Genomic DNA, 20,292 nt, shown 5'->3' on the forward strand with positions numbered 1-20,292 from the left:
ATGGCTGAAGGGCATAGAGGCAATCGTCCAGCGGCAGCAGCGTGTGCCGTCGGAATGCGAGGAATTGCCTCCTCAGCTTCAGTGAGAACGGTTGAACGCGGCTTCTTTGGATCGGTCTTCAGGCGCTCCACCGTCGCACGCTTACGCCACTTCGCGACGGTTTTGGGAGTGATGCCCAACTCCATGCTCAGCTGCGCGAGCGAAGCTTGCGCTTCTCATCGTTGTGCTGCGCAAACGACTGCCAGCCAATGGATCGCTGTATCGCTGCTCGGACCGCGTGCGTGCCCTCTCGGCAGATTTGCCTTGCAAATCGCCTGCCGGGTAACAGTGCGTGGCGCTGCCGTGAAGAATTTGTCCCATAAGGCGTCCTTCCCATGGTCACAGATAAGTAGACCATCACACGCTGGGACTAAACAGCTAGCCTCACCGGTCAGCACGTCGTGGAGGGGATATTGGCAACGGCGCGCAACGGAACCGCATCATCCGCGGGCCATGCCCATGCGCTGTTCGATCATCCGGACAAGCTTGCGGCGCCTGGCGTGACACAGGGCCTGGACGGCTTTGAAGCCCCCGGATTTCCTCGGCACCGTGTCGGATATATCCGGATCCCGCTGCGCCAGATCCCGCTGCGCCATGACCCGCTCTGCGCGCTCGCGGGTGGTCGGTTCGACGTCCACACGCAGGTGACGGACGCAAATGTCGGCGATCCCGCCCTTTCTGACGAAGCCGTGGCTCAGGATGTAACGGGCGCTGACGCTGCGGGACCGCGAACAGCCCGATGGTGGCCTGGTGCAATTGCTCCCCAAGACCGAGTGCCGGAATGAGCACCTGTTCATGAGCCTTGCAGATGCGCGCGAAAATCTGGGGGATTGGCGCAGACATTATCACAAAGATCTCCCCCATAGCGCGACCGGATACAACGTCCCGATCACCATGTATTATCCCGATGGCGCAGCCAGCGCGTCACCGTGAAACGGCCGGAAAACTCCAGCTTCCGGCGCGCCGGATTTGGGGTCAGAGCAGGCTCAGGCGCGGCCTCGCAGGAACTGCACCGTTTTTTCGGGGGATAGCCATCGCCCAGGTCATCTGCTCCTGGGTTTCGACGGCACAGGGGCGAACCGACCGCAGACGGGCAAGCGCATCACCCGGCGCTTCGCCCGCCTCGGTCATCAGCCGCAACACGACCATTCCGGATCGACCGCAGCCTCCCCGACACTGCACCAACACCCGCCCTCCACCTTCAAGAACGTTGTGAATGACGCGGCTTACCCCCGTCCAACGCTGCTCGAATACATCGTCGGGTATGCCAAAATCGCGAATGGGAAGGTGCTCCCATCTGGCACCATGATCGGCGACGAAGACCCCGAAATCGCGCGCGCCCGCCGCGGCAAGTTCATCCGCCGTCACCAAGGCAAGCACCACAGAAGGTTGCCAGTCCGACACATGCTGAAGGTCCCCGGCAAGATCCCCGTCGCCGCCGGGCAGGGCTGAAAGCGCAAGGATGCCGTCGGAAACCCGCAGCGCGTGCAGCATGAACATTTGGGGCGCCTTTTCCGAACGAGGGTCGGCACAGGCTGCACGATTCGGGCTGCCTTGCGAACCCTTTTCGCCGGTCCCCTGACCGTTGTCCTGCATCTTCGCTATTTGCGTGGCGCCCGGTTTACCTCTGCCCTCGGGGCGCATACCTTGGGCCTGTCCCGTCACCCGGAAGGTCCCCATGTCCGAGCAATCGCCCCAGGAAGGTACCAGATACCAGGTTCTTGCCCGCAAGTACCGCCCCGAGACCTTTGCCGATCTCGTCGGTCAGGACGCCATGGTGCGCACGCTCAAGAACGCCTTCAAGGCCGGGCGGATCGCGCAGGCCTTCATCATGACCGGCATCCGCGGCACCGGAAAGACCACCACGGCCCGGATCATTGCCAAGGGTATGAATTGCATCGGGCCCGACGGCACCGGCGGCCCCACCACCGAACCCTGCGGGACCTGTGAACATTGCCGCGCGATCATGGAAGGCCGCCATGTCGACGTGATGGAGATGGACGCCGCGTCCAACACCGGCGTCGGCGACATCCGCGAGATCATCGACTCTGTGCACTACCGGGCGGCGTCGGCGCGCTACAAGATCTATATCATCGACGAAGTGCACATGCTGTCGACCAACGCGTTCAACGCCCTGCTCAAGACCCTCGAAGAACCCCCGGCGCATGTGAAATTCATCTTTGCCACGACCGAGATCCGCAAGGTTCCGGTCACCGTGCTCAGCAGGTGCCAGCGGTTCGACCTTCGGCGGATCGAACCCGAGGTGATGATCGCCCTGCTGCGCAAGATCGCCACGTCGGAAACCGCCGACATCACCGATGACGCACTGGCGCTGATCACCCGCGCCGCCGAAGGGTCGGCCCGCGATGCCACCTCGCTGCTGGATCAGGCGATCAGCCACGGCGCCGGGGAAACCGGCGCCGAACAGGTGCGCGCCATGCTGGGGCTTGCCGACCGCGGCCGGGTCATGGATCTTTTCGAAAAGATCATGCGCGGCGATGCCCCCGGCGCGCTGACCGAACTGTCCGAACAATATGCCGACGGGGCCGACCCGCTGGCGGTGCTGCGCGATCTGGCCGAACTGACGCACTGGATCTCGGTGGTCAAGATCACGCCTGATGCCGCCGACGACCCGACCATCGGCCCGGATGAACGGCTGCGCGGCCAGACGCTTGCCGCCAATCTGGGGATGCGCGGGCTGACGCGCATGTGGCAGATGCTGCTCAAGGCGCTTGACGAGGTCGCGCAGGCCCCCAATGCCATGATGGCCGCCGAAATGGCGGTGATCCGCATGACCCATGTGGCCGAACTGCCGTCACCCGAAGAATTGATCCGCAAGTTGCAGGACACGCCCGTTCCGCCGGCCCCCGGCCCCGATGGCGGCACCCGACAGGCCACGACGACTGCGATGGGCGGGACCACCGCCATGGGCGGCCCCGTGCCCACCCATCCTGCCCCCTCTGGGCCCGTCGCCCATCACGGCGGCGCCGTCAGGGCGCTTGCCGCCGATCAGTCGCTGGCGCGGTTCCCCAGTTTTGAACATGTGATCGAGCTGATCCGCGCCAATCGCGACGGGCTGCTGCAGGCGCAGGTGGAACGCCATGTCCGGCTTGCCTCCTATCAGCCCGGACGGATCGAATTCACCCCGGCGGACGGCGCCCCCGCCGACCTTGCCCAGCGTCTTGGCAGCGCGCTGCAACGCTGGACCGGCAATCGCTGGGCCGTCACGCTGGTCAACGGCTGCGACACGCCCACGATCTATGAAAAGGACCACGCCGAAGAACTTGCGCTCAAGGCCGAGGCCGCGGGCCATCCGCTGGTCAGGGCGACGCTTGCGATCTTTCCCGACGCCGAGATCCTCAGCGTGCGCACCCCCGAGGCCGTGAGCCAGGCCGCCGTTGCCGAGGCCCTCCCCGAGGTCGAGGACGAGTGGGACCCCTTCGAAGAAGACTGACAGCCGTCAGCGCGTGACCGCCACCGTGCGGCGCAGCCCTTCTTCCAGGCCGACCGCCGGCGCCCAGCCCAGAACCGCCCGCGTGCGCGAGATGTCCAGCACGCTTGACGCAACTTCGCCGTCCTGGGGCTGATGCACGATGTTCAGCGTCCCGCCCGCGACGCGTGGCAGCAATTCAATCAGGGACGCCAGCGAAGTGCCCTCGCCCGTGCCAAGGTTCAGCACGGTGACCGGGCCGCGCGGGGGTGTGCGGCAACACCGTTCCACCGCCGCGCAGAAGTCCGAGGCGTGGATGTAGTCGCGCAGCGACGTGCCCCCGCCAAACAGCCGGAACGCCTTGCCCGTGCGCAGCGCGTCCAGCAGAATTGTCACCACGCCGAACGTCGGCCCGGCCAGCGCCGCCCCGTAGACATTGGCCACCCGCAGAATCGTCAGCCGGAACCCATGGCGTTGTGCCAGCAGCGAAAGCCCTTGCTCGACCGACATCTTTTGCAACGCGTACCAGCTTTTGGCCGCCAGCGGCGTGTCCTCGGGGATCGGCAGGCTGGCGCTGTCGCCGTAAACGCCCGCCGAGGACAGATAAATCATGTGTCCGCGCCAACCCTTGGCCACCAGCAGCTCGGCAAAGCGGATCTGCGGTTCGATGTCACGCCGCGACAATTCGGCGAAATCGTTGAAATGCACGCGCGGGCTGGCCAGCCCCGCGCAATGCACGATGGTGGCATCGGCCCGTCCGGGCAGCCAGCCTGCCCGCAGCACTTCGGGGGTCGAGATCTGGCGCAATTGTCCGTTGCGCAGCGGCAGCGGCTTGCGCGCCACGCCGCTTGCGGCAATCCCGGCATCGTGCAGATGCGACAGGATCTCGAAGCCCAGAACCCCCGAACTGCCGGTGACGTAAACGGTCATGCCGCCGGCTTCCCGCCGACCGGCCGGAACAGCGCCGCCGCGCATGTTCGGGTCCGGCGGCGTCCGTTCACGATAATGTCAGGCATGGCGCCTCCTGCCGGTTTGCGGCGTGAAATCCGCGGGCCTGCCCCGCCGTGCCGGGATACTGCGCCCTGTGAGGGCAGGCAAGTCGCGGCGCCGTGATCGTGCTGTGTCGTGCATGCGACGCCGGCACCGGCAAGCAGGGCGCGCCGCGCCATCTTCGCGCCGATGCTGGAAATGGCCGTATGTCTGGCCTAGACTCACTCCTTGCGCCTGTCCCGGCGCGCCACGCCCATTTCGGGGCCCTACAAAGGACGACCGCAGTGACCCCCAGGCGCCGCCATGCCGCCCTCGGCATTACCCTCGCTCTTGTCACCGGCCCCGCCGCCGCTCTTGACGATCTGGAATATTCCACACCAGGAATGAACGAGGACCTGAGGGCGGACATCAAGGCCTATTCCGCGCTGTCCGCCGCCGAGAACGAAGAACGGGTGACCGGGCAGGACATCGTGGCTGCGGCGCTGTCGGATTACGGCATCCTGATTGAAACGCTCTATGACGCCGGGTATTACGGCGGCACCGTCAGCATCACCATCGACGGGCGCGAGGCGTCGGATATTCCCCTGCTCGAAACCCCCGGCACCGTGGGCAAGGTTCTGGTGCGGGTCGATCAGGGGCCGCGCTTTGATTTCGGCCGGGCCGTTATCGCGCCGATCGCGCCCGAAACCGACCTGCCGGACGGGTTTGCCACCGGCGAAGTGGCGCGGGCGGGGGTTGTGGGCGATGCCGCCGACGCGGGTATCGAGGGCTGGCGCCAGCTTGGCCATGCCAAGGCCGAGATCGCCGGCGAGCAGGTCACCGCCGACCACCGCGCCAGCCGACTGGATGTTGCGATGACCCTCGCCCCAGGCCCGCGCCTGACCTTCGGCGCGCTTCGCAGCATCAGCGACAGCAACGTGCGCAACGCCGCGCGCCGCCGTATCGCCGGCCTCCCCACGGGCGAGGTGTTCGACCCCGATGAGGTCGACGACGCCGTGCGCCGCCTGACCACCACCGGCGCGTTCAGCACCGTCACCCTGCGCGAGGCGGAAACGCCAAACGCCGACGGCTCGCTCGACATGCTGCTCAGCGTCGAAGACGCCAAGCCCCGCCGCATCGGGTTTGGCGCCGAGGTGTCGTCGCTTGAGGGGCTGGCGCTGACGACCTACTGGCTGCACCGCAATTTTCTGGGCGGGGCCGAGCGCTTCCGGGTCGATGCCGAGGTTTCGGACATCTCGAACCAGACCGACCAGATCGACGCCAGCCTGACCGCGCGGCTTGAAATCCCCGCCGCCGTGGCGATCTGGGACCCCGACACCACCGCCTATTTCCAGTTCGAACTGTCGTCTGAAAACGAACCGGCCTATCTGGCCAACAGCGTCGAGCTGTCTGCGGGCATCTCACGGCGTTTCAGCGACGAGCTGACCGGCTCGCTGGGGCTTGGGCTGCGCTATTCCGAGGTCGACGACGATCTGGGCTACCGCGATTTCCTGTTGTTCACCGTGCCGACCTCGCTGACCTGGGACCGCCGCGACGACGATCTGGACCCGAAATCGGGCTGGTACGCCGATACAGACTTCACGCCCTTCGTCAACCTCACCGGCTCCGGCAACGGGGCGCGGCTATATTCCGACATGCGGGGTTATTACGGCTTTGGCGCCGACGAGGGCACGGTGCTGGCCGGCCGGCTTCAGGTCGGGTCGGTGATGGGGCCGGAACTGGAAGACACCCAGCCCGAATACCTGTTCTATTCGGGCGGCGCCGGGTCGGTGCGCGGCCAGCCCTACCAGTCGCTGACGGTCGATCTGGGCGATGGCGACGAAACCGGCGGGCGCAGTTTCCTGGGGCTGTCAGGCGAATTGCGCCAGGACGTGGGCGACAACTTTCAGATGGTGGCCTTTGCCGATGCCGGGTTCATCGGCGAGGGCACCGCGCCGGGGGGCGACGGCGACTGGCATTCGGGCGCGGGCCTTGGCTTGCGCTACAAGACCGGCATCGGACCGCTGCGTGTCGATGTCGCGGGGCCGACATCGGGCGACACCGGCAAGGGCGTGCAACTTTACATTGGCATAGGTCAGGCATTTTGAAACGGTTCCTTCTTCTTCTTTCCCTGCTGTTTTGCCTGTCGGCCCCTGCCTTGGCGCAGGATGGCGACGACGGTGGCACCGCGCTTGAGCGGCTGATCGAAAACGCGCTGTCCTCGGATGGCATGACCGTGAACGTCAGCGGCTTTCGCGGGGCGCTCAGCTCCGAGGCGACGCTGGAGCGGATGACCATCGCGGACGACCAGGGCATATGGCTGACGCTGGAAAACGCCACGCTGGACTGGTCGCGCACGGCCCTGCTGACCGGTCGCGTCCAGGTCGAGGAACTGTCCGCCGCGCGGCTGGCGATCGACCGGCTGCCTGCGGGCAACGGCGATCTGCCCGACCCCGAAGCATCGGGCACCGCGTTTTCGCTGCCCGATCTGCCGGTTTCGGTGAATATCGGGCGGTTTGCCATCGACCGGCTGGAACTGGGACAGCCGGTGATCGGCGAGGCGCTGGCCGCGCGGATCGAAGGTGCCGCGCAGCTTGCGGGCGGTGACGGCACGGTCGAGCTGTCGCTTCAGCGTGTCGATGAACGATCGGATTCTGTCCAGCTCTCGGGCAGCTATGCCAATGAAACCGAGGTGCTTTCGCTGAACCTGACGCTGGACGAGGCGGCGGGCGGGCTGCTGGCCACCAGGCTGGGCCTGCCCGGCGCCCCCGCCCTGCTGCTTGACGTGCAGGGTAACGGCCCGCTTGACGATTTCGCCGCCGACATCCGGCTTGCCTCGGACGGCACCGACCGGCTGACAGGTCAGGTCAGGCTGCAGGGCGCCGACAATGGCGGGCGCCGCTTTGCCGCGGATCTGTCCGGCGATCTGCGCCCCTTTCTGCCGCAAGAGCAACGCGCCATTCTCGGCGAAACCCAGACGCTTGTGGCCAGCGGCATGATGGACTCTGCCGGCGCGCTGGATCTGGACAGGCTGCAACTGACCGCCGCGCAGATGACGCTGGACGGCGCCATCCGCATCGGTGCGGACGGCTGGCCGGAAAGGCTGGACCTGGACGGGCGCATCGCATCGGATGACGGCCAACCGGTGACGCTTGCGTTCACCTCGGATGTCACGCGGGTGGATGGCGCCACGTTGACGCTGAGCTATGACCGCGCGCAGGGCGACGACCTTGTGCTATCGGTGCGGGCAAGCGGCGTCGAGCGCCCCGAGATGACCCTGAACGAGGCCCGTATCGACCTGATCGCCACCCTGTCGCCCAACACCGACAGCCCCCTGCCGGGACAGGTCGCGGGTCGTCTGACCCTTGATGCCTCCGGGCTGGACTTTGCCGATGCGTCGCTGTCGCAGGCGGCGGGCGATGTGCTGACCGGCCGTCTGGATATCGACTGGCAGGTAGGCGCGCCGCTGCGCCTGTCAGATATCGACCTGAACGGCGCGGGCGTGCGCATCGAAGGCGGTGTGGAGTTCTCCGGGCTCACGCAGGGTGCGGACCCGACGGTTTCGCCCGACCTGCGCGCCAACATCCAGGGGCTGGACCGGTTTTCTGGCCTGGCCAACCGCACGCTGGGCGGGGCTGCGACCCTTGCCGTCGCGGGCGATTACGAACCGGTCTCGGGGCGGTTCGACCTGACGGCAAACGGCATCACCACCGATCTGGTGACCGGGACCGCGCAGCTTGACGGGCTTTTGACCGGCGAGGTCGCGGTCGATCTGGCCGTCGCGCGCAATGAATCCGGCCTGTCGGTCCGCCAGGCCGTGATCGACGGTCAGGCGATCCAACTGGACGCCAGCGGGCGGCTGGCTACCGGGCAAAGTTCCGGACGCTTTGACATCACGCTGCCAGACCTGTCGCTGGTGCAGGACGGCGCCAGCGGCGCTCTGTCCGCGCAGGGCACGATTCAGGAAGGCGAAGCCGCCTATGCGCTCGACCTGACCGCCGCCGGGCCGGGCGGCATGCGCATGGATGGCGTGCTGACCGCGGCCAAGGCCGAGAACGGCAGCATCGGCGGCGCGGGCTTTACCGGCAACACGGTGATCGACGACCTGTCGGCCTTTGCCGCGCTGGCGCAGCGCGATCTGGACGGGGCGCTGCGCTTTGACGGCGCGGGCAGCTACACGTTCGGCAGCGGATATTTCGACGCCCGGGGATCGCTCGTGACGCAGGATCTGGCGGTCGGCATTCCGCAGGTCGACGGGCTTTTGACCGGAACAACCCGCGCCGAGGTCGACGTGCTGCGCGACGAAACCGGCATCATCATCAACACCGGGCGCATCGCCGGCCCCGGCATCCGCGCCAACGCCAGCGGCACGATCCTGACCGGCGACAGCCGCGCCAGTTTCGACATCACACTGCCGGACCTGTCCATCGTGGCGCCCGGCGCGTCCGGGGTGCTGTCCGCGCAGGGCACGCTGATCGAGGACGCCGGCACCTACACGCTGGACCTGACCGCGGCCGGCCCCGGAGACACCCGCATCGACGGCACCGTGACCGCAGACAAGGCGGCCGACGGGTCGATCGCGCGTGTCGGTTTCGACGGCAAGGCCGATGCGCACGACCTTGACGCGTTTTCCGAACTGGTCGGGCGCGAGCTTGGCGGCAGTCTCAGCTTCGATGGAACAGGCGGCTATACGTTCGCCAACGGGTTCTTCGAAAGCAAAGGCTCGCTTGTCACCGCCGACCTCAGGGTCGGGATTTCCCAGGTGGACGGCCTGCTTGCGGGCACCACCACCGCCGAGGTGGACGTGGTGCGCGACGCGGACGGGATCGTCATCAACCAGGCGCAAGTGGACGGGCCGGGCATCAGGATGACCGCCGAAGGCTCTGTGGCCACCGGCGCCTCGCGCGCCACCTTCGACCTGACGCTGCCAGATCTGTCCCTTGCCGCCCCCGGCACGTCGGGCAGTGCCAATGTCATGGGCACGCTGACCGAAGGCGCGGATGCCTACCTGCTGGACTTCACCGCATCGGGTCCCGGTCAGACCCGCGCCAATGGCACGGTGACAGCAGCCAAGACCGACGCGGGTGGTATCGGCACCGTCGGCTTTGACGGCACCGCCGGGGCGGACAGGCTGTCGGCGCTGGCGCCGCTGACGGGTCAGAACCTGCGCGGGTCGCTTAATTTCGACGGCACCGGCAGCTATACCCCCGCCAGCGGGGCGTTCAGCGCGGACGGCGCCATCACGACGCAGGACCTTGGGCTGGGCATTGCGGCGGCGGATGCGCTGATCGGCGGCAGCGGACGCGCCGTCGTATCGGCCAGCCGGGACGCTGCGGGCACCATCACCGTGAACCGGCTGGATGTGACCACCGGACAGATCACCGCAAACGCAAGCGGCAGTCTGGATGCGCAGGGAGGCAGCCAGTTGACGTTTGACCTGGCCCTGGCCAATCTGGGCGTTATCGTGCCGCAACTGCCCGGCCGGGCCACCGCCCAAGGCACCATCGGCGCGACGGGCAGCGGCCCGTATCAGGTGAACACGTCGATCACCGCACCGGGCGGCTCGCGGGCCACGATCTCGGGCAGCCTTGCGCGGGCGTTTGACAGCGGCAACCTCGATATCGACGGGACCGCGCCGCTGGACCTTGCCAATACCTTCATCGAGCCCAATCTGCTGAGCGGCACCGCGCAGCTGAACCTGGCGCTGAACGGCCCGCTGGCGGTGTCGTCGCTGTCGGGCACCGTCACGGTGAACGGTGCGGATATGGTCCTGCCGGGTCCAGCGCTGTCGCTGTCCGGGCTGGATCTGGCCGCGCGGCTTGGCGGCGGGCAGGTGCAACTGACGCTGAACGGGGGGTTGTCCACCAGCGGCACGTTCACCACCACCGGCACCATCGGGCTGACCGCCCCCTACCGCGCCGACCTTGCTGTGCAACTGAACGACCTGCTGTTGCAGGACCGACGCCTGTATCAGGCCACAGCGGGCGGCACCGTCACCGTTCAGGGGCCCTTGCTGACTGGCCCCGCCATCGGCGGCGACATTCTGATCGAACAGGCCGAAATCCGCATTCCCGAGACCGGCCTTGGGCCGGGCAGCCGCAGCTTTACCCTGACGCATATCGCCGAACCCGCCGATGTACGCCGGACCCGCGACCGCGCCGGATTGCTGGACCAGGCCCAGCGCGACAGACAGGGCCCTGCCTATGTGTTGCCGCTGAACCTGACGATCCGGGCGCCCTCGCAGATCTTCGTACGCGGGCGCGGGCTGGATGCGGAGCTGGGGGGCACGCTCACATTGCGCGGCACCACCGCCGACATCATCCCCGACGGTCGGTTCGACCTGATCCGGGGCCGGCTGGACATTCTTGGGCAGCGCCTGACGCTGGACAAGGCGATCCTGCGCATGACCGGCAATTTCATCCCCACCATCGACGTCGAGGCAACCACGCAGGCCAATGACGTCGACATCACCGTGTCTGTCACCGGCGAGGCGACCTCGCCTGAGGTCGCGTTCAGCTCAAGCCCCTCGCGTCCCGAGGAAGAGGTGCTGGCGCTTCTGCTCTTCGGACGCGACGTCAGCGAGCTGTCGGCGTTTCAGGCGCTGCAAATCGCGGCGGCGGTCAACACTCTTGCGGGCAAGGGCGGCGCCGGCATTGTGGGCAACCTCCGGCAGGGGTTCGGCCTGGACGATCTGGACGTGACCACCGACGCCGAAGGCAATGCGGCGCTGAGCCTTGGCAAGTACATCACCGACCAGATCTATACCGATGTCGAAGTGGACAGCTCGGGTGAAACCTCGGTCAATCTCAACATCCAGCTGCGGCGCAATCTCAAGGCGCGCGGCATCGTGTCATCGACCGGGAACAGCGGCGTCGGCGTGTTCTACGAGAAAGACTACTGAACGGGCGGGGCGGACGCGCCAGACCGCCCCCTGCCCCTGCCCCGCCGGGGCCATTCTGCCCTTGCCCGAGCCGTGCCAAAGGCGCATCCAGACCGCATGCGTTACACCCTGCGACAGATCGAATATTTCATCGCCACCGCCGAGGCGGGGTCGATCACCCTTGCGGCCGAGCGGATCAATATCTCGCAGCCGTCGATTTCCACGGCGATTTCGCAACTGGAAGCCGAACTTGGCGCGCAGCTGTTCCTGCGCCGCCACGCGCAAGGCCTGTCGCTGACCCGGACCGGGCGCGAACTTCTGGTCGAAGCAAAACAGCTGATGGATCAGGCGCAGCGCCTGTACCTCGCCGCATCCGAGGCCACGGATACGGTGCGCGGCACCTTGTCGCTGGGCTGCCTCGTGACCTTTGCGCCGATGGTGCTGCCCGAGGTGACGCACAGTTTTTCCACCGAGTATCCCGGCGTGCGGGTGATGCCGCAGGTTAGCGACCACGAAAAACTGCTGCACGATCTGGAACGGGCCGAGCTGGACATCGCGCTCAGCTACGATCTGCACCTGCCGGACGAATACGAATTCGTCCCACTGGCCGAACTTCCCCCCCACGCGCTGATCGGCGCAAACGACCCGCTGGCGCAGGAAACCGCCGTCACGCTGCAAGAGCTGGCAGAACAGAACCTGATCCTGCTCGACCTGCCGATCTCGCGCGACTATTTCCTAGCGCTGTTTGCCCGGATGGGGCTGACCCCCAGGATCGGAGCCCGCCTGCAACAGCAGGACGTGATCCGCACCATGGTGGCAAACCGCTTTGGCTATTCCATCGCCAACATCCGGCCCAGATCGACGCTGGCGCTGGACGGCAAGTCGGTGCGTCGGCTGCGCATCGCGGGCGATCACAAGCCGGTGCGGCTGGGGCTGCTGCGCGTCGCCCGGCAGGCGCCGACGCGGCTGGTGTCCACCTTCATGGACCATTGCGCCGCGCTGATTTCCGATGGCTACATTCCCGGGATGGAACCGCCGATCCTGGACCCCAGGCGGGTGCGCTAAGCCGGCGGCCCTCCCGTGCAGACGCGGCCGAACCCGCCTTTGAAGGGGCGCGGAACGGGCGCTTGCGATGCGGGTCGGTCAGTCCGGAATGACCGCCGTGCCGTCGATTTCGACCAGCCAGTCGGGGCGGGCCAGCGCAGTGACCACAAGGCCGGTCGACACCGGGTGCACGCCCTTGATGTATTCGCCCATGGTCCGGTACACCGCCTCGCGGTGGCGCACGTCGGTGATGTAGACGACGACCTTGACCAGATGCTCCATGCGGCCGCCCGCCTCTTCGATCAGCTGGCGGATGTTCTGCATCACCTTGTGGGTCTGTTCCACCGGATCATGGCTTTCGATGGTCTTGGCATCGTCCAGGTTCTGCGGGCATTGCCCCCGCAGATACACCGTCTTGCCGCCTTGCGTCACAACGGCCTGACACAGGTCATTGTCGAGGTTCTGTTCGGGGTAGGTGTCGCTGGTATTGAACTTGCGGATGCGCGTGTGTGCCACTTGGGTCTCCTGTGTGTCAGGCCTGCGCCGCGGCGGAGGTCTGTGCGTCGGCGTCGGCGCTGGCATGATAATCGAAATAGGCCTGACGGATGGCGATCTGATCGGCCACATGCCGCGCATCATGCCACACGCCCCAGATAAAGCTGGACCCCCGCCGCGATTGCCACGGCAGTCCCAGAAAATAGATCCCCGGTTCCTCGGACACGCCCCGGCGGTGCAGCGGCTTGCCTGCGGCATCAAAGGTCGGCACGTCCAGCCAGCCGTAATCCTGCACATAGCCGGTGGCCCAGATCACCGATCCGATGCCCGCCCCCGCCAGATCCAGCGTGGTGATCGGGTTGGTCAGGCAGTCGGGATCGGGGCGGATGACGCGTGCCTGCGGTTCTTCGGGCAGGTCCAGCCCGTTGCGCGCCACATAGGCATCGGCGGCATCCAGCAGCGCAAGATAGTTCGCGTCGCCCGCGTTCACCATTTGCGCCACGTTGTCCAGAAAGCCCAGCGCGCCGTCCGCATAGCTTACGGTGCGGCCCAGCAGGGTGACGCCTTCGTTGGCAAGGCGGCGAAAATCGACGGTCTCGCCGCCCTGCGCGCCGCTGACGGCGATTGTGACGTGTTCGGCGCCCTCGGGCGGGGTCGCGAGATCCCACAGGCCAAGGACGCCCAGCCACCAGACAAAGTCGCGCCCGCGGTAGGCGCGCGGCGGGCGGTCATGCGGGCCGACCGACAGGTAGACCTTGCGCCCCGCGCGGTTCAGCTCATCCGCGATCTGCACGCCGGACGAACCAGCACCGACCACCAGAACCGCGCCTTCGGGCAGGGCCTCGGGGTTGCGGTATCCGTTGGAATGCAGCTGAAGCACGGGCGCGCCGGCTTCGATCAGATGCGGCACCACCGGTTTCTGGAACGGGCCGGTTGCGGCGACCACATTCAGCGCGCTGTAATCGCCGTGCGAGGTTTCCACGCGAAAGCCACGCTGGCCGGGCTGTTTGGACACCTTGCGAACCTCGACCCCGCATCGCATCGGCGCGGCGATCTGATGGGCATAATCGACGAAATAGTCGGCGACGGTTTCCTTGGGAACAAAATCCTCTGGGCCACCGGGGAAATGCGCGCCGGGGAAGCGATCGTGCCAGGCGGGGCCGTTGGTCACCAGAGAATCCCAGCGTTCGGACCGCCAGCGTTCGGCAATGCGGGCACGTTCCAGCACAAGATGCGGCACGTTCGCGCGGCCCAGATGCTCGGACATGGCGATGCCCGCCTGCCCGCCGCCAACGACGACGGTATCAATGGTTTCGACTGGCATGTCGCACATCCCTTTCCTGTGGTTATCCCGGACCCGGCAGTCCGGTCATAAACGTACGGCGACCTCAGGAAAATTAATATGTCTTGCAGCACGGCTTAGGCTGAGCCGAAGCCCGAACCATCCCCCCCCCCCCAAAGCCATGCCGTTTTGCATGAAAGCCGCGTGCGCTCAGTCGCCGAGCTCGTGGAATTTGCGGGCGAAATAGGCAAGGCCCGTGGCATCGGCGGCTTGTGTCATCTCGACCACCTCGCAAAAGATCACCTCATGCGTGCCGACCACAGCCCGCTGGGACACCAGGCAATCGAAGCTGACCGCCGCGTCCCTAAGCACCGGCGCGCCCGATGCCCCGGTGCTGAAATCGGCCGCGGCAAAGCGTTCCGCCATCGGTTTCTTGCCGCCAAAGATCATCGCCAGGTCCTGATGCGCCGGTCCCACCGTGTTGATGCAGACCGCATCGTTTTCCAGAAACGCAGGCGCGGCCGAGGTAGATCGGTTGACGCAGACCAGCAGCGTCGGTGGCGTATCGGTCACCGAACAGACAGCCGAGGCGGTCAGCCCCGCCTTGCCGCCCGGCCCGTCTGTTGTCACGATGTTCACCGCGCCCGCAAGACGCGCCATGCCGTCACGGAACAGCGCCTGCGAGACGGTCACGCGGTCGGAGGTTTCGGGGGATGCAGTGTCGGTCATGTGTCTTTACTTTCCAGCCAGTGTCGAAGGGCCCGTCGGGCGGCGCCCCCCGTGTCGTCATACTGGCATATAGGCGCGCGATACAGCAGGGCACGCGGAATGCCCCGCCGTCGAACGGTTCACTCGCGATAGTCCGGGCATTGCGCATCCAGAATCAGCTTCATCTCTTCGAAATGGGCAGTCGAGAAGTCGACGATCTCTTCCCAGTCCTGCGCGGTCTGTTCGGCCTCGGCTTCGCCCAGGGTCAGCAGCGGGCGCCCGGTGGACATCGCGGCCACGACGATCTTGGCCGCGCGATCGAAGGTATAGATGTCGTCCCAGGCCTCGGCCACGGTCGGCGCGGTAATCATCACACCGTGATTGCCCATCAACAGCCGCGACTTGTTGCCCAGAAGGCCCGCGAGACGCGCGCCTTCGGCGTCGGAATTGGCCATGCCGCCATAGCCCAGATCGACCGCCAGCCGGTTGTGATAGCGCGCCGAATTCTGGTCGATGGCCGGCATCCCCGGCGGGTCGATCGACGCCAGCGCCGTGGTGGTGATCGGATGCAGGTGCATCACAACCCGCGCGGCGGGGCAAAGCTTGTGCACCTGGCCGTGGATCTTCATCGCGGTGTGATCGACGCGCGGATGGTCGGTGCCCTCGTTCAGATCGACAAGGATCATGTCCGATGCCTTGACCCGGCTCCAGTGCATCCACTTGGGGTTGATGAGAAACCGCATCCCGTCGGCGCTGAGCGCGACGGAATAATGGTTGGCGACCGCCTCGTGCATGTCGGCCCGCGCGGTCATGCGCAGGGCGGCGGCAAGGTCGATGCGCGCCTGGGTTTCGTCAGTGATGTCTACGCGTGCGTCCATCCATTTATCCTTTCCTGGGCGCGCGCCGGGACTGCGCCAGCTCCGTCGCGCCGAACAAGATCAGCACGATCCGCAGCACGACAACAGAGGCGGCCGCAATGATCGGTGTCGTTTGCAGGTTTACGCTGTCCTGCATCAGTGGGCAAAGCGTTGTTTTCAGCCCACCGCCCAAAAACAGGGCAACGGTAAGGTCCTCGACGTTTTACGGGAAACCGGAGATGACCGCCCTGGCCAGCCCGGCCTTGCGCATCGCTGGCGTGACGCGGGCCTGGGTCGGGAACGCCGATGCCCATCGCCACGCCAAACACCCCCTCGGCGGTTTCGACGGGAAATCGCAGACCGGCCTCAGAGGCGCCCGCCCCGATGATCGGACAGACCCGCGGCGACCGGGACAGCTTTCCACATTCCGCCCCCCCCTCCGGCAGGTCGGCCTGTCCCCCGGATCCGGCGGCGCGGCGTATTCCGGCCTTGCCGTCAGCGGTTTGACCTGGTCCGGCGCGGTCATCGCCCCCGGGATATAGCTTTCGGCATCCACCGGCAGCGTGATCCGGGGCCGGGATGGACGCTTGCGCGATCGACACGACATTGGTGCCGGTCTCGGCCTCGAACCCATCAGGGAACGCGGTGCGCAACGCGGGCGCAGTGCCGCCCCATGGGACGCCGCAGACCGGCGACGGCTTCCGGCGAACAGGGTTTCCGCAGGTCCGAACCGCAGCGCAAATCGTCAAGGACGGCGACCGTGATCGAGCCCCCGACCGGGCGGGGGGTGCCCAGGCCGGAAGCGGTATCGCGAAGGATCAGGCCGAAGGCCGCCGCCCGCGACGCAGCGCCCCAAGCCCGGCCAGGCCAAGACCAAGCATCCAGACCCCGGCGGGCACCGGCACGGCCGAGGTCGTGATGGTCTCGAAGCTGGTCAGGTTTCCATAATCCGGCGGGGTATAGCCGGTGTCGCAGCCGTCAAAGCATAGAGGCGGCGATACCCTTTCGGTGTTTGAATTTCTGTTGTAGCTCAGAGTCGTCGACATCCGTGCGCCCGAGAGAAACTGCATTTCCATCAGCAGATCACCCGGCGTCGAAACGTAATCGAACAGACCGGCGAAAGTGATTTCCGAACCGCCTGCCAGCACGCCGTTCAGCGTGATCGTGTCGAAGACCACCGCATCGGAGCCCCTAGATGTGGTTCATCGTCGCAAGCCCAGTGGCCGCCGTTGACAGGCGCATCCGGCAGACGCTGTCCGCAAAGCCGCTGGGGGGATTCGTCCGATACGAAAAAGCTGACCGAGGCGATCAGGCTGACGCCGGAAAACGCGCCGCAAGTTCAAGAGTACGTTGGTGCGGTTCACATGCCAGCGTTCGGATTGCGGCCCAAACGTCATGGTGCCAGAAAAAAGCCCCGCGCAAGTCCAGCGCGGGGCGATGTTTCGACGGTAATGCCGACAAGCACCCTAGTGCCCGGCGATCAAGCCCATGCTTTCCAGCTTCAGAACCACCTGATGGGCGCAATTGTCGACATCTACATTCTCAGTCTCCACACTCAGCTCGGGGTTTTGCGGAACATCGTAGGGGTCGGAAATCCCGGTGAATTCCTTGATCTTTCCCTCACGCGCCAGCCTGTACAGGCCCTTGCGGTCGCGGCGTTCGCATTCCTCGATGCTCGTCGCGACGTGGACCTCGACGAAGGCGCCGAACTGCTCGACATCCTCGCGCACCGCACGGCGGGTATTCGCGTAGGGCGCGATCGGCGCACAGATCGCGATGCCGCCGTTCTTGGTGATTTCCGATGCGACATAGCCGATGCGACGGATGTTCAGATCGCGGTGTTCCTTGGAAAAGCCAAGCTCGGACGACAGGTTCTTGCGCACGATGTCGCCATCCAGCAGCGTCACCGGACGGCCCCCCATTTCCATCAGCTTGACCATCAGAGCATTGGCGATGGTCGACTTGCCCGACCCGGAAAAGCCGGTGAAGAACACGGTGAAGCCCTGGTTCGAGCGCGGCGGTTTGGTGCGGCGCAGTTCCTTGACCACCGCGGGAAAAGAGAACCATTCCGGGATCTCAAGGCCCTCTTGCAGACGACGACGCAGCTCGGTGCCGCTGATGTTCAGGATCGTGACGCTGTCCTTGTCGGCGATCTCGTCATTGGGCTCGTACTGGGCGCGCTCCTGCACATAGACCATGTGTTTGAACGGCACCATTTCGATGCCCATTTCCGCCTCATGCTCGCGGAACAGGTCCTGGGCGTCATAGGGGCCATAGAAATCCTCGCCCTGGCTGTTTTTGCCGGGGCCCGCGTGGTCGCGACCGACGATGAAGTGGGTCACGCCGTGGTTCTTGCGGATCAGACCGTGCCAGACTGCTTCACGCGGGCCGGCCATGCGCATGGCAAGCGGCAGCAGCGACATGGTGGTGGTCGATTGCGGGTACTTGTCAAGAACCGCCTCGTAGCAGCGCACGCGGGTGAAGTGATCGACATCGCCGGGCTTGGTCATGCCGACGACCGGGTGGATCAGCAGGTTCGCCTCGGATTCGCGCGCGGCACGGAAGGTCAGTTCCTGGTGGGCACGGTGCAGCGGGTTGCGCGTCTGGAATGCCACCACCTTGCGCCAGCCCATCTTGCGGAAGAAGGCGCGCAGCTCGTTGGGCGTGTCGCGGCGGGCGCGGAAATCGTAATGCACCGGCTGCTGAATGCCGGTGATCGGCCCGCCAAGGTACACGTTTCCGGCGGTGTTGTGCAGGTAGTTCACGGCCGGGTGAGCGTCGTCATCGGCGCCAAACACCTTTTCGGCCTCAAGCGCCTTGTTCGGCACCCATTTGTCAGTGACCGTCATGGTGGCAAGGATGACGCCTTCCTGGTCGCGCAGCGCAATATCCTGGTCGATCTCGATCTTTTCGGCAAAGGCTTCGGACACGTCCAGGGTGATCGGCATCGGCCACAGGGTGCCGTCCGCCAGACGCATGTTGTCGACGACACCATCGTAGTCGGCCTCGGGCAGGAAACCCTTGAGCGGATAAAACCCGCCATTCATCAACAGTTCCAGATCGCAAATCTGGCGCGGTGACAGATCGTGCGAAACGAGGTCCGCCGCCTCCACTTTCAGTTTCTGGGCGCTGTCGTAGGACACATAAAGCTCTGTGATCGGAGCAAGGTTGGCGGACATGGTCATGAACAAGTCTCTCGTCAGGAAGGTCGGCAAAGGCTGCCTCGGGCGGGAATGGCTAGGCTTTAGCCACGACTGACGTTCGGTTTCAACCCGCTTGAGGCGAAAGAGAACGAAGGTTGCACAGACACGGCGAAAGCTCGCCTGCCAGTCTGCGGCACGAAGATTATTCGGACGAATAATCTTCTGAACCGAGACCGGGGTCGCCAGGAATTTTCGTACGAAAATTCCTGGCTGTCGCGATCAGTGCGTCGCGTCGACCGGAGCGCCGTATCCAAGCGGCTCGGATTCGTCGCGCCCGTGGTCCAGCCCCTGTCCGGCAAGCCAGCGTTCCGCGTCCAGCGCCGCCATGCAGCCCATCCCGGCCGAGGTCACCGCCTGGCGATAGACGTGATCGGTCAGGTCGCCTGCAGCGAACACGCCGGGCAGCGAAGTTTCGGTCGTGCCAGGCCGGACCTTCACATAGCCGCCCATATGCGTTTCAAGCTGGTCTTTGACCAACTCGCTCGCCGGGGCGTGACCGATGGCGATGAACGCCCCCTTGCAGGGGATTTCGATGATCTCGCCGGTCTGCACGTTCTTGGCCCGCACCGCAGTCACGCCTTTGGGATTGTCTTCGCCCACCACCTCATCAAGCTGGTGAAACCACAGCGTTTCGATCTTGGGGTGCTTGAACAGGCGGTCCTGAAGGATCTTTTCGGCGCGCAGTTCGTCGCGGCGGTGGATCAGCGTCACCTTGCTGGCGAAGTTGGTCAGGAACAGCGCCTCTTCGACGGCGGTGTTGCCGCCGCCCACCACGACGATTTCCTGCCCACGATAGAAAAAACCGTCGCAGGTGGCGCAGGCGGAGACGCCAAAGCCCTTATACGCCTCTTCCGAGGCGAGCCCCAGCCATTTCGCACGCGCGCCCGTTGCCAGAATCACTGCATCGGCGGTGTAGGTCGTACCGCTGTCGCCTTTGGCCACGAACGGCCGGACGCCGCAATCGAGCGATGTGATGATGTCGGAAATGATTTCGGTGCCCATCGCCTTGGCGTGGGCTTCCATGGTCACCATCAGCTCGGGGCCCTGGATTTCCGTGTGGCCGGGCCAGTTTTCGACTTCGGTGGTTGTGGTCAATTGCCCGCCGGGTTCCAGCCCCTGGACGAGGATCGGCGAGAGCATGGCGCGCGACGCATAGACGCCCGCGGTATAGCCCGCCGGACCGGAGCCGATGATCAGGACCTTGGTGTGGCGTGTGTCGGACATGGGGAAAGCCTCGCAGCTGCGTTTCGTTCTGGAATCTCGTCGGATCGCATTGCATATAAAGATGCGGGCGACATGCGCAAACCCCCGGCAGGAATGCCGGGCTGGAATGCGCGATCCGCTAAGAATATTTCGTATCTGCGAAACTTTATTGCGCCGACCGC

At 65.7% G+C, this 20,292-nt stretch carries 15 protein-coding genes and 1 pseudogene; 5 read left to right on the top strand and 11 right to left on the bottom strand.

The window, feature by feature from the left end; genetic code table 11:
- Window positions 1-262: pseudogene (locus ATI53_RS24465) on the bottom strand (hypothetical protein); the annotation flags it as partial.
- 217 nt (window positions 263-479) lie between these two features.
- Window positions 480-635 carry a hypothetical protein gene (locus ATI53_RS23660; protein ID WP_190323962.1) on the bottom strand — a complete coding sequence of 52 codons (156 nt, stop codon included), beginning with the start codon at window positions 633-635 and terminating at the stop codon, window positions 480-482.
- A 154-nt stretch (window positions 636-789) separates the two neighbouring features.
- Between ATI53_RS23660 and ATI53_RS16745 the strand changes: the two genes are divergently transcribed.
- A complete protein-coding gene (locus ATI53_RS16745) occupies window positions 790-972 on the top strand; it encodes an integrase core domain-containing protein (protein WP_276613122.1) in 183 nt (60 codons plus the stop codon).
- A gap of 42 nt (window positions 973-1,014) precedes the next feature.
- Here the strand turns inward: ATI53_RS16745 and ATI53_RS16750 are convergent, their stop codons facing one another.
- Window positions 1,015-1,683 carry a protein-tyrosine phosphatase family protein gene (locus tag ATI53_RS16750; RefSeq protein WP_311136007.1) on the bottom strand — a complete coding sequence of 223 codons (669 nt, stop codon included), beginning with the start codon at window positions 1,681-1,683 and terminating at the stop codon, window positions 1,015-1,017.
- Between the two features lie 34 nt (window positions 1,684-1,717).
- Here ATI53_RS16750 and ATI53_RS16755 point away from each other — a divergent pair, with 34 nt between their 5' ends.
- On the top strand, window positions 1,718-3,493 hold the full coding sequence (locus ATI53_RS16755; protein ID WP_111550915.1) for a DNA polymerase III subunit gamma/tau: 1,776 nt from the start codon (window positions 1,718-1,720) through the stop codon (window positions 3,491-3,493).
- A 6-nt stretch (window positions 3,494-3,499) separates the two neighbouring features.
- Here ATI53_RS16755 and ATI53_RS16760 read toward each other — a convergent pair whose 3' ends face one another.
- The gene (locus ATI53_RS16760; protein WP_240778618.1) at window positions 3,500-4,399 is read right to left on the bottom strand and encodes an NAD-dependent epimerase/dehydratase family protein; all 900 of its coding nucleotides are present in this window, start codon (window positions 4,397-4,399) and stop codon (window positions 3,500-3,502) included.
- Window positions 4,400-4,743: 344 nt separating this feature from the next.
- On the opposite strand from ATI53_RS16760, the gene ATI53_RS16765 reads away from it, so the two are divergent.
- The 3 genes from ATI53_RS16765 (at window position 4,744) to ATI53_RS16775 (ending at window position 12,383) form a co-directional block, all read left to right on the top strand.
- Entirely contained in the window at window positions 4,744-6,546 is a 1,803-nt protein-coding gene (locus ATI53_RS16765; RefSeq protein WP_009506379.1) for an autotransporter assembly complex protein TamA, read from the top strand.
- The gene (locus ATI53_RS16770) at window positions 6,543-11,339 is read left to right on the top strand and encodes a translocation/assembly module TamB domain-containing protein (protein WP_111550917.1); all 4,797 of its coding nucleotides are present in this window, start codon (window positions 6,543-6,545) and stop codon (window positions 11,337-11,339) included. Before ATI53_RS16765 ends, ATI53_RS16770 begins: the two co-directional genes overlap by 4 nt.
- A gap of 96 nt (window positions 11,340-11,435) precedes the next feature.
- Window positions 11,436-12,383 carry a LysR family transcriptional regulator gene (locus tag ATI53_RS16775; protein WP_111550918.1) on the top strand — a complete coding sequence of 316 codons (948 nt, stop codon included), beginning with the start codon at window positions 11,436-11,438 and terminating at the stop codon, window positions 12,381-12,383.
- A gap of 78 nt (window positions 12,384-12,461) precedes the next feature.
- Here the strand turns inward: ATI53_RS16775 and ATI53_RS16780 are convergent, their stop codons facing one another.
- The 7 genes from ATI53_RS16780 to trxB form a co-directional block, all read right to left on the bottom strand.
- On the bottom strand, window positions 12,462-12,878 hold the full coding sequence (locus ATI53_RS16780; protein WP_009506376.1) for a RidA family protein: 417 nt from the start codon (window positions 12,876-12,878) through the stop codon (window positions 12,462-12,464).
- A gap of 16 nt (window positions 12,879-12,894) precedes the next feature.
- Window positions 12,895-14,181, bottom strand: a complete 1,287-nt coding sequence (locus ATI53_RS16785) for a flavin-containing monooxygenase (protein WP_111550929.1) — start codon at window positions 14,179-14,181, stop codon at window positions 12,895-12,897.
- A gap of 168 nt (window positions 14,182-14,349) precedes the next feature.
- The gene (locus ATI53_RS16790; protein WP_111550919.1) at window positions 14,350-14,868 is read right to left on the bottom strand and encodes a flavin reductase; all 519 of its coding nucleotides are present in this window, start codon (window positions 14,866-14,868) and stop codon (window positions 14,350-14,352) included.
- 119 nt (window positions 14,869-14,987) lie between these two features.
- Window positions 14,988-15,725: a class II aldolase/adducin family protein gene (locus ATI53_RS16795; protein WP_009506373.1), complete on the bottom strand. Its 738-nt coding sequence runs from the start codon at window positions 15,723-15,725 to the stop codon at window positions 14,988-14,990.
- A 797-nt stretch (window positions 15,726-16,522) separates the two neighbouring features.
- Window positions 16,523-16,882, bottom strand: a complete 360-nt coding sequence (locus ATI53_RS16805) for a VPLPA-CTERM sorting domain-containing protein (RefSeq protein WP_111550921.1) — start codon at window positions 16,880-16,882, stop codon at window positions 16,523-16,525.
- A 288-nt stretch (window positions 16,883-17,170) separates the two neighbouring features.
- Window positions 17,171-18,889 carry a bifunctional sulfate adenylyltransferase/adenylylsulfate kinase gene (locus tag ATI53_RS16810; protein ID WP_009506369.1) on the bottom strand — a complete coding sequence of 573 codons (1,719 nt, stop codon included), beginning with the start codon at window positions 18,887-18,889 and terminating at the stop codon, window positions 17,171-17,173.
- Between the two features lie 237 nt (window positions 18,890-19,126).
- Complete coding sequence (trxB, locus tag ATI53_RS16815; RefSeq protein ID WP_009506368.1) at window positions 19,127-20,131, bottom strand: thioredoxin-disulfide reductase; 1,005 nt, start codon at window positions 20,129-20,131, stop codon at window positions 19,127-19,129.
- Between the last annotated feature and the right edge of the window lie 161 nt (window positions 20,132-20,292).

Source organism: Salipiger aestuarii (genome assembly GCF_003259905.1).
In the GTDB taxonomy this organism is placed as follows: Bacteria; Pseudomonadota; Alphaproteobacteria; order Rhodobacterales; family Rhodobacteraceae; genus Salipiger; species Salipiger aestuarii.

Coding starts and splice junctions, on each gene's coding strand:
- ATI53_RS16760 (WP_240778618.1), bottom strand. CDS start 4,399: ATGACCGTTTACGTCACCGGCAGTTCGGGGGTTCTGGGCTTCGAGATC.
- ATI53_RS16775 (WP_111550918.1), top strand. CDS start 11,436: ATGCGTTACACCCTGCGACAGATCGAATATTTCATCGCCACCGCCGAG.
- ATI53_RS16785 (WP_111550929.1), bottom strand. CDS start 14,181: ATGCCAGTCGAAACCATTGATACCGTCGTCGTTGGCGGCGGGCAGGCG.
- ATI53_RS16810 (WP_009506369.1), bottom strand. CDS start 18,889: ATGACCATGTCCGCCAACCTTGCTCCGATCACAGAGCTTTATGTGTCC.
- ATI53_RS16755 (WP_111550915.1), top strand. CDS start 1,718: ATGTCCGAGCAATCGCCCCAGGAAGGTACCAGATACCAGGTTCTTGCC.
- ATI53_RS16790 (WP_111550919.1), bottom strand. CDS start 14,868: ATGACCGACACTGCATCCCCCGAAACCTCCGACCGCGTGACCGTCTCG.
- trxB (WP_009506368.1), bottom strand. CDS start 20,131: ATGTCCGACACACGCCACACCAAGGTCCTGATCATCGGCTCCGGTCCG.
- ATI53_RS23660 (WP_190323962.1), bottom strand. CDS start 635: ATGGCGCAGCGGGATCTGGCGCAGCGGGATCCGGATATATCCGACACG.
- ATI53_RS16750 (WP_311136007.1), bottom strand. CDS start 1,683: ATGCGCCCCGAGGGCAGAGGTAAACCGGGCGCCACGCAAATAGCGAAG.
- ATI53_RS16795 (WP_009506373.1), bottom strand. CDS start 15,725: ATGGACGCACGCGTAGACATCACTGACGAAACCCAGGCGCGCATCGAC.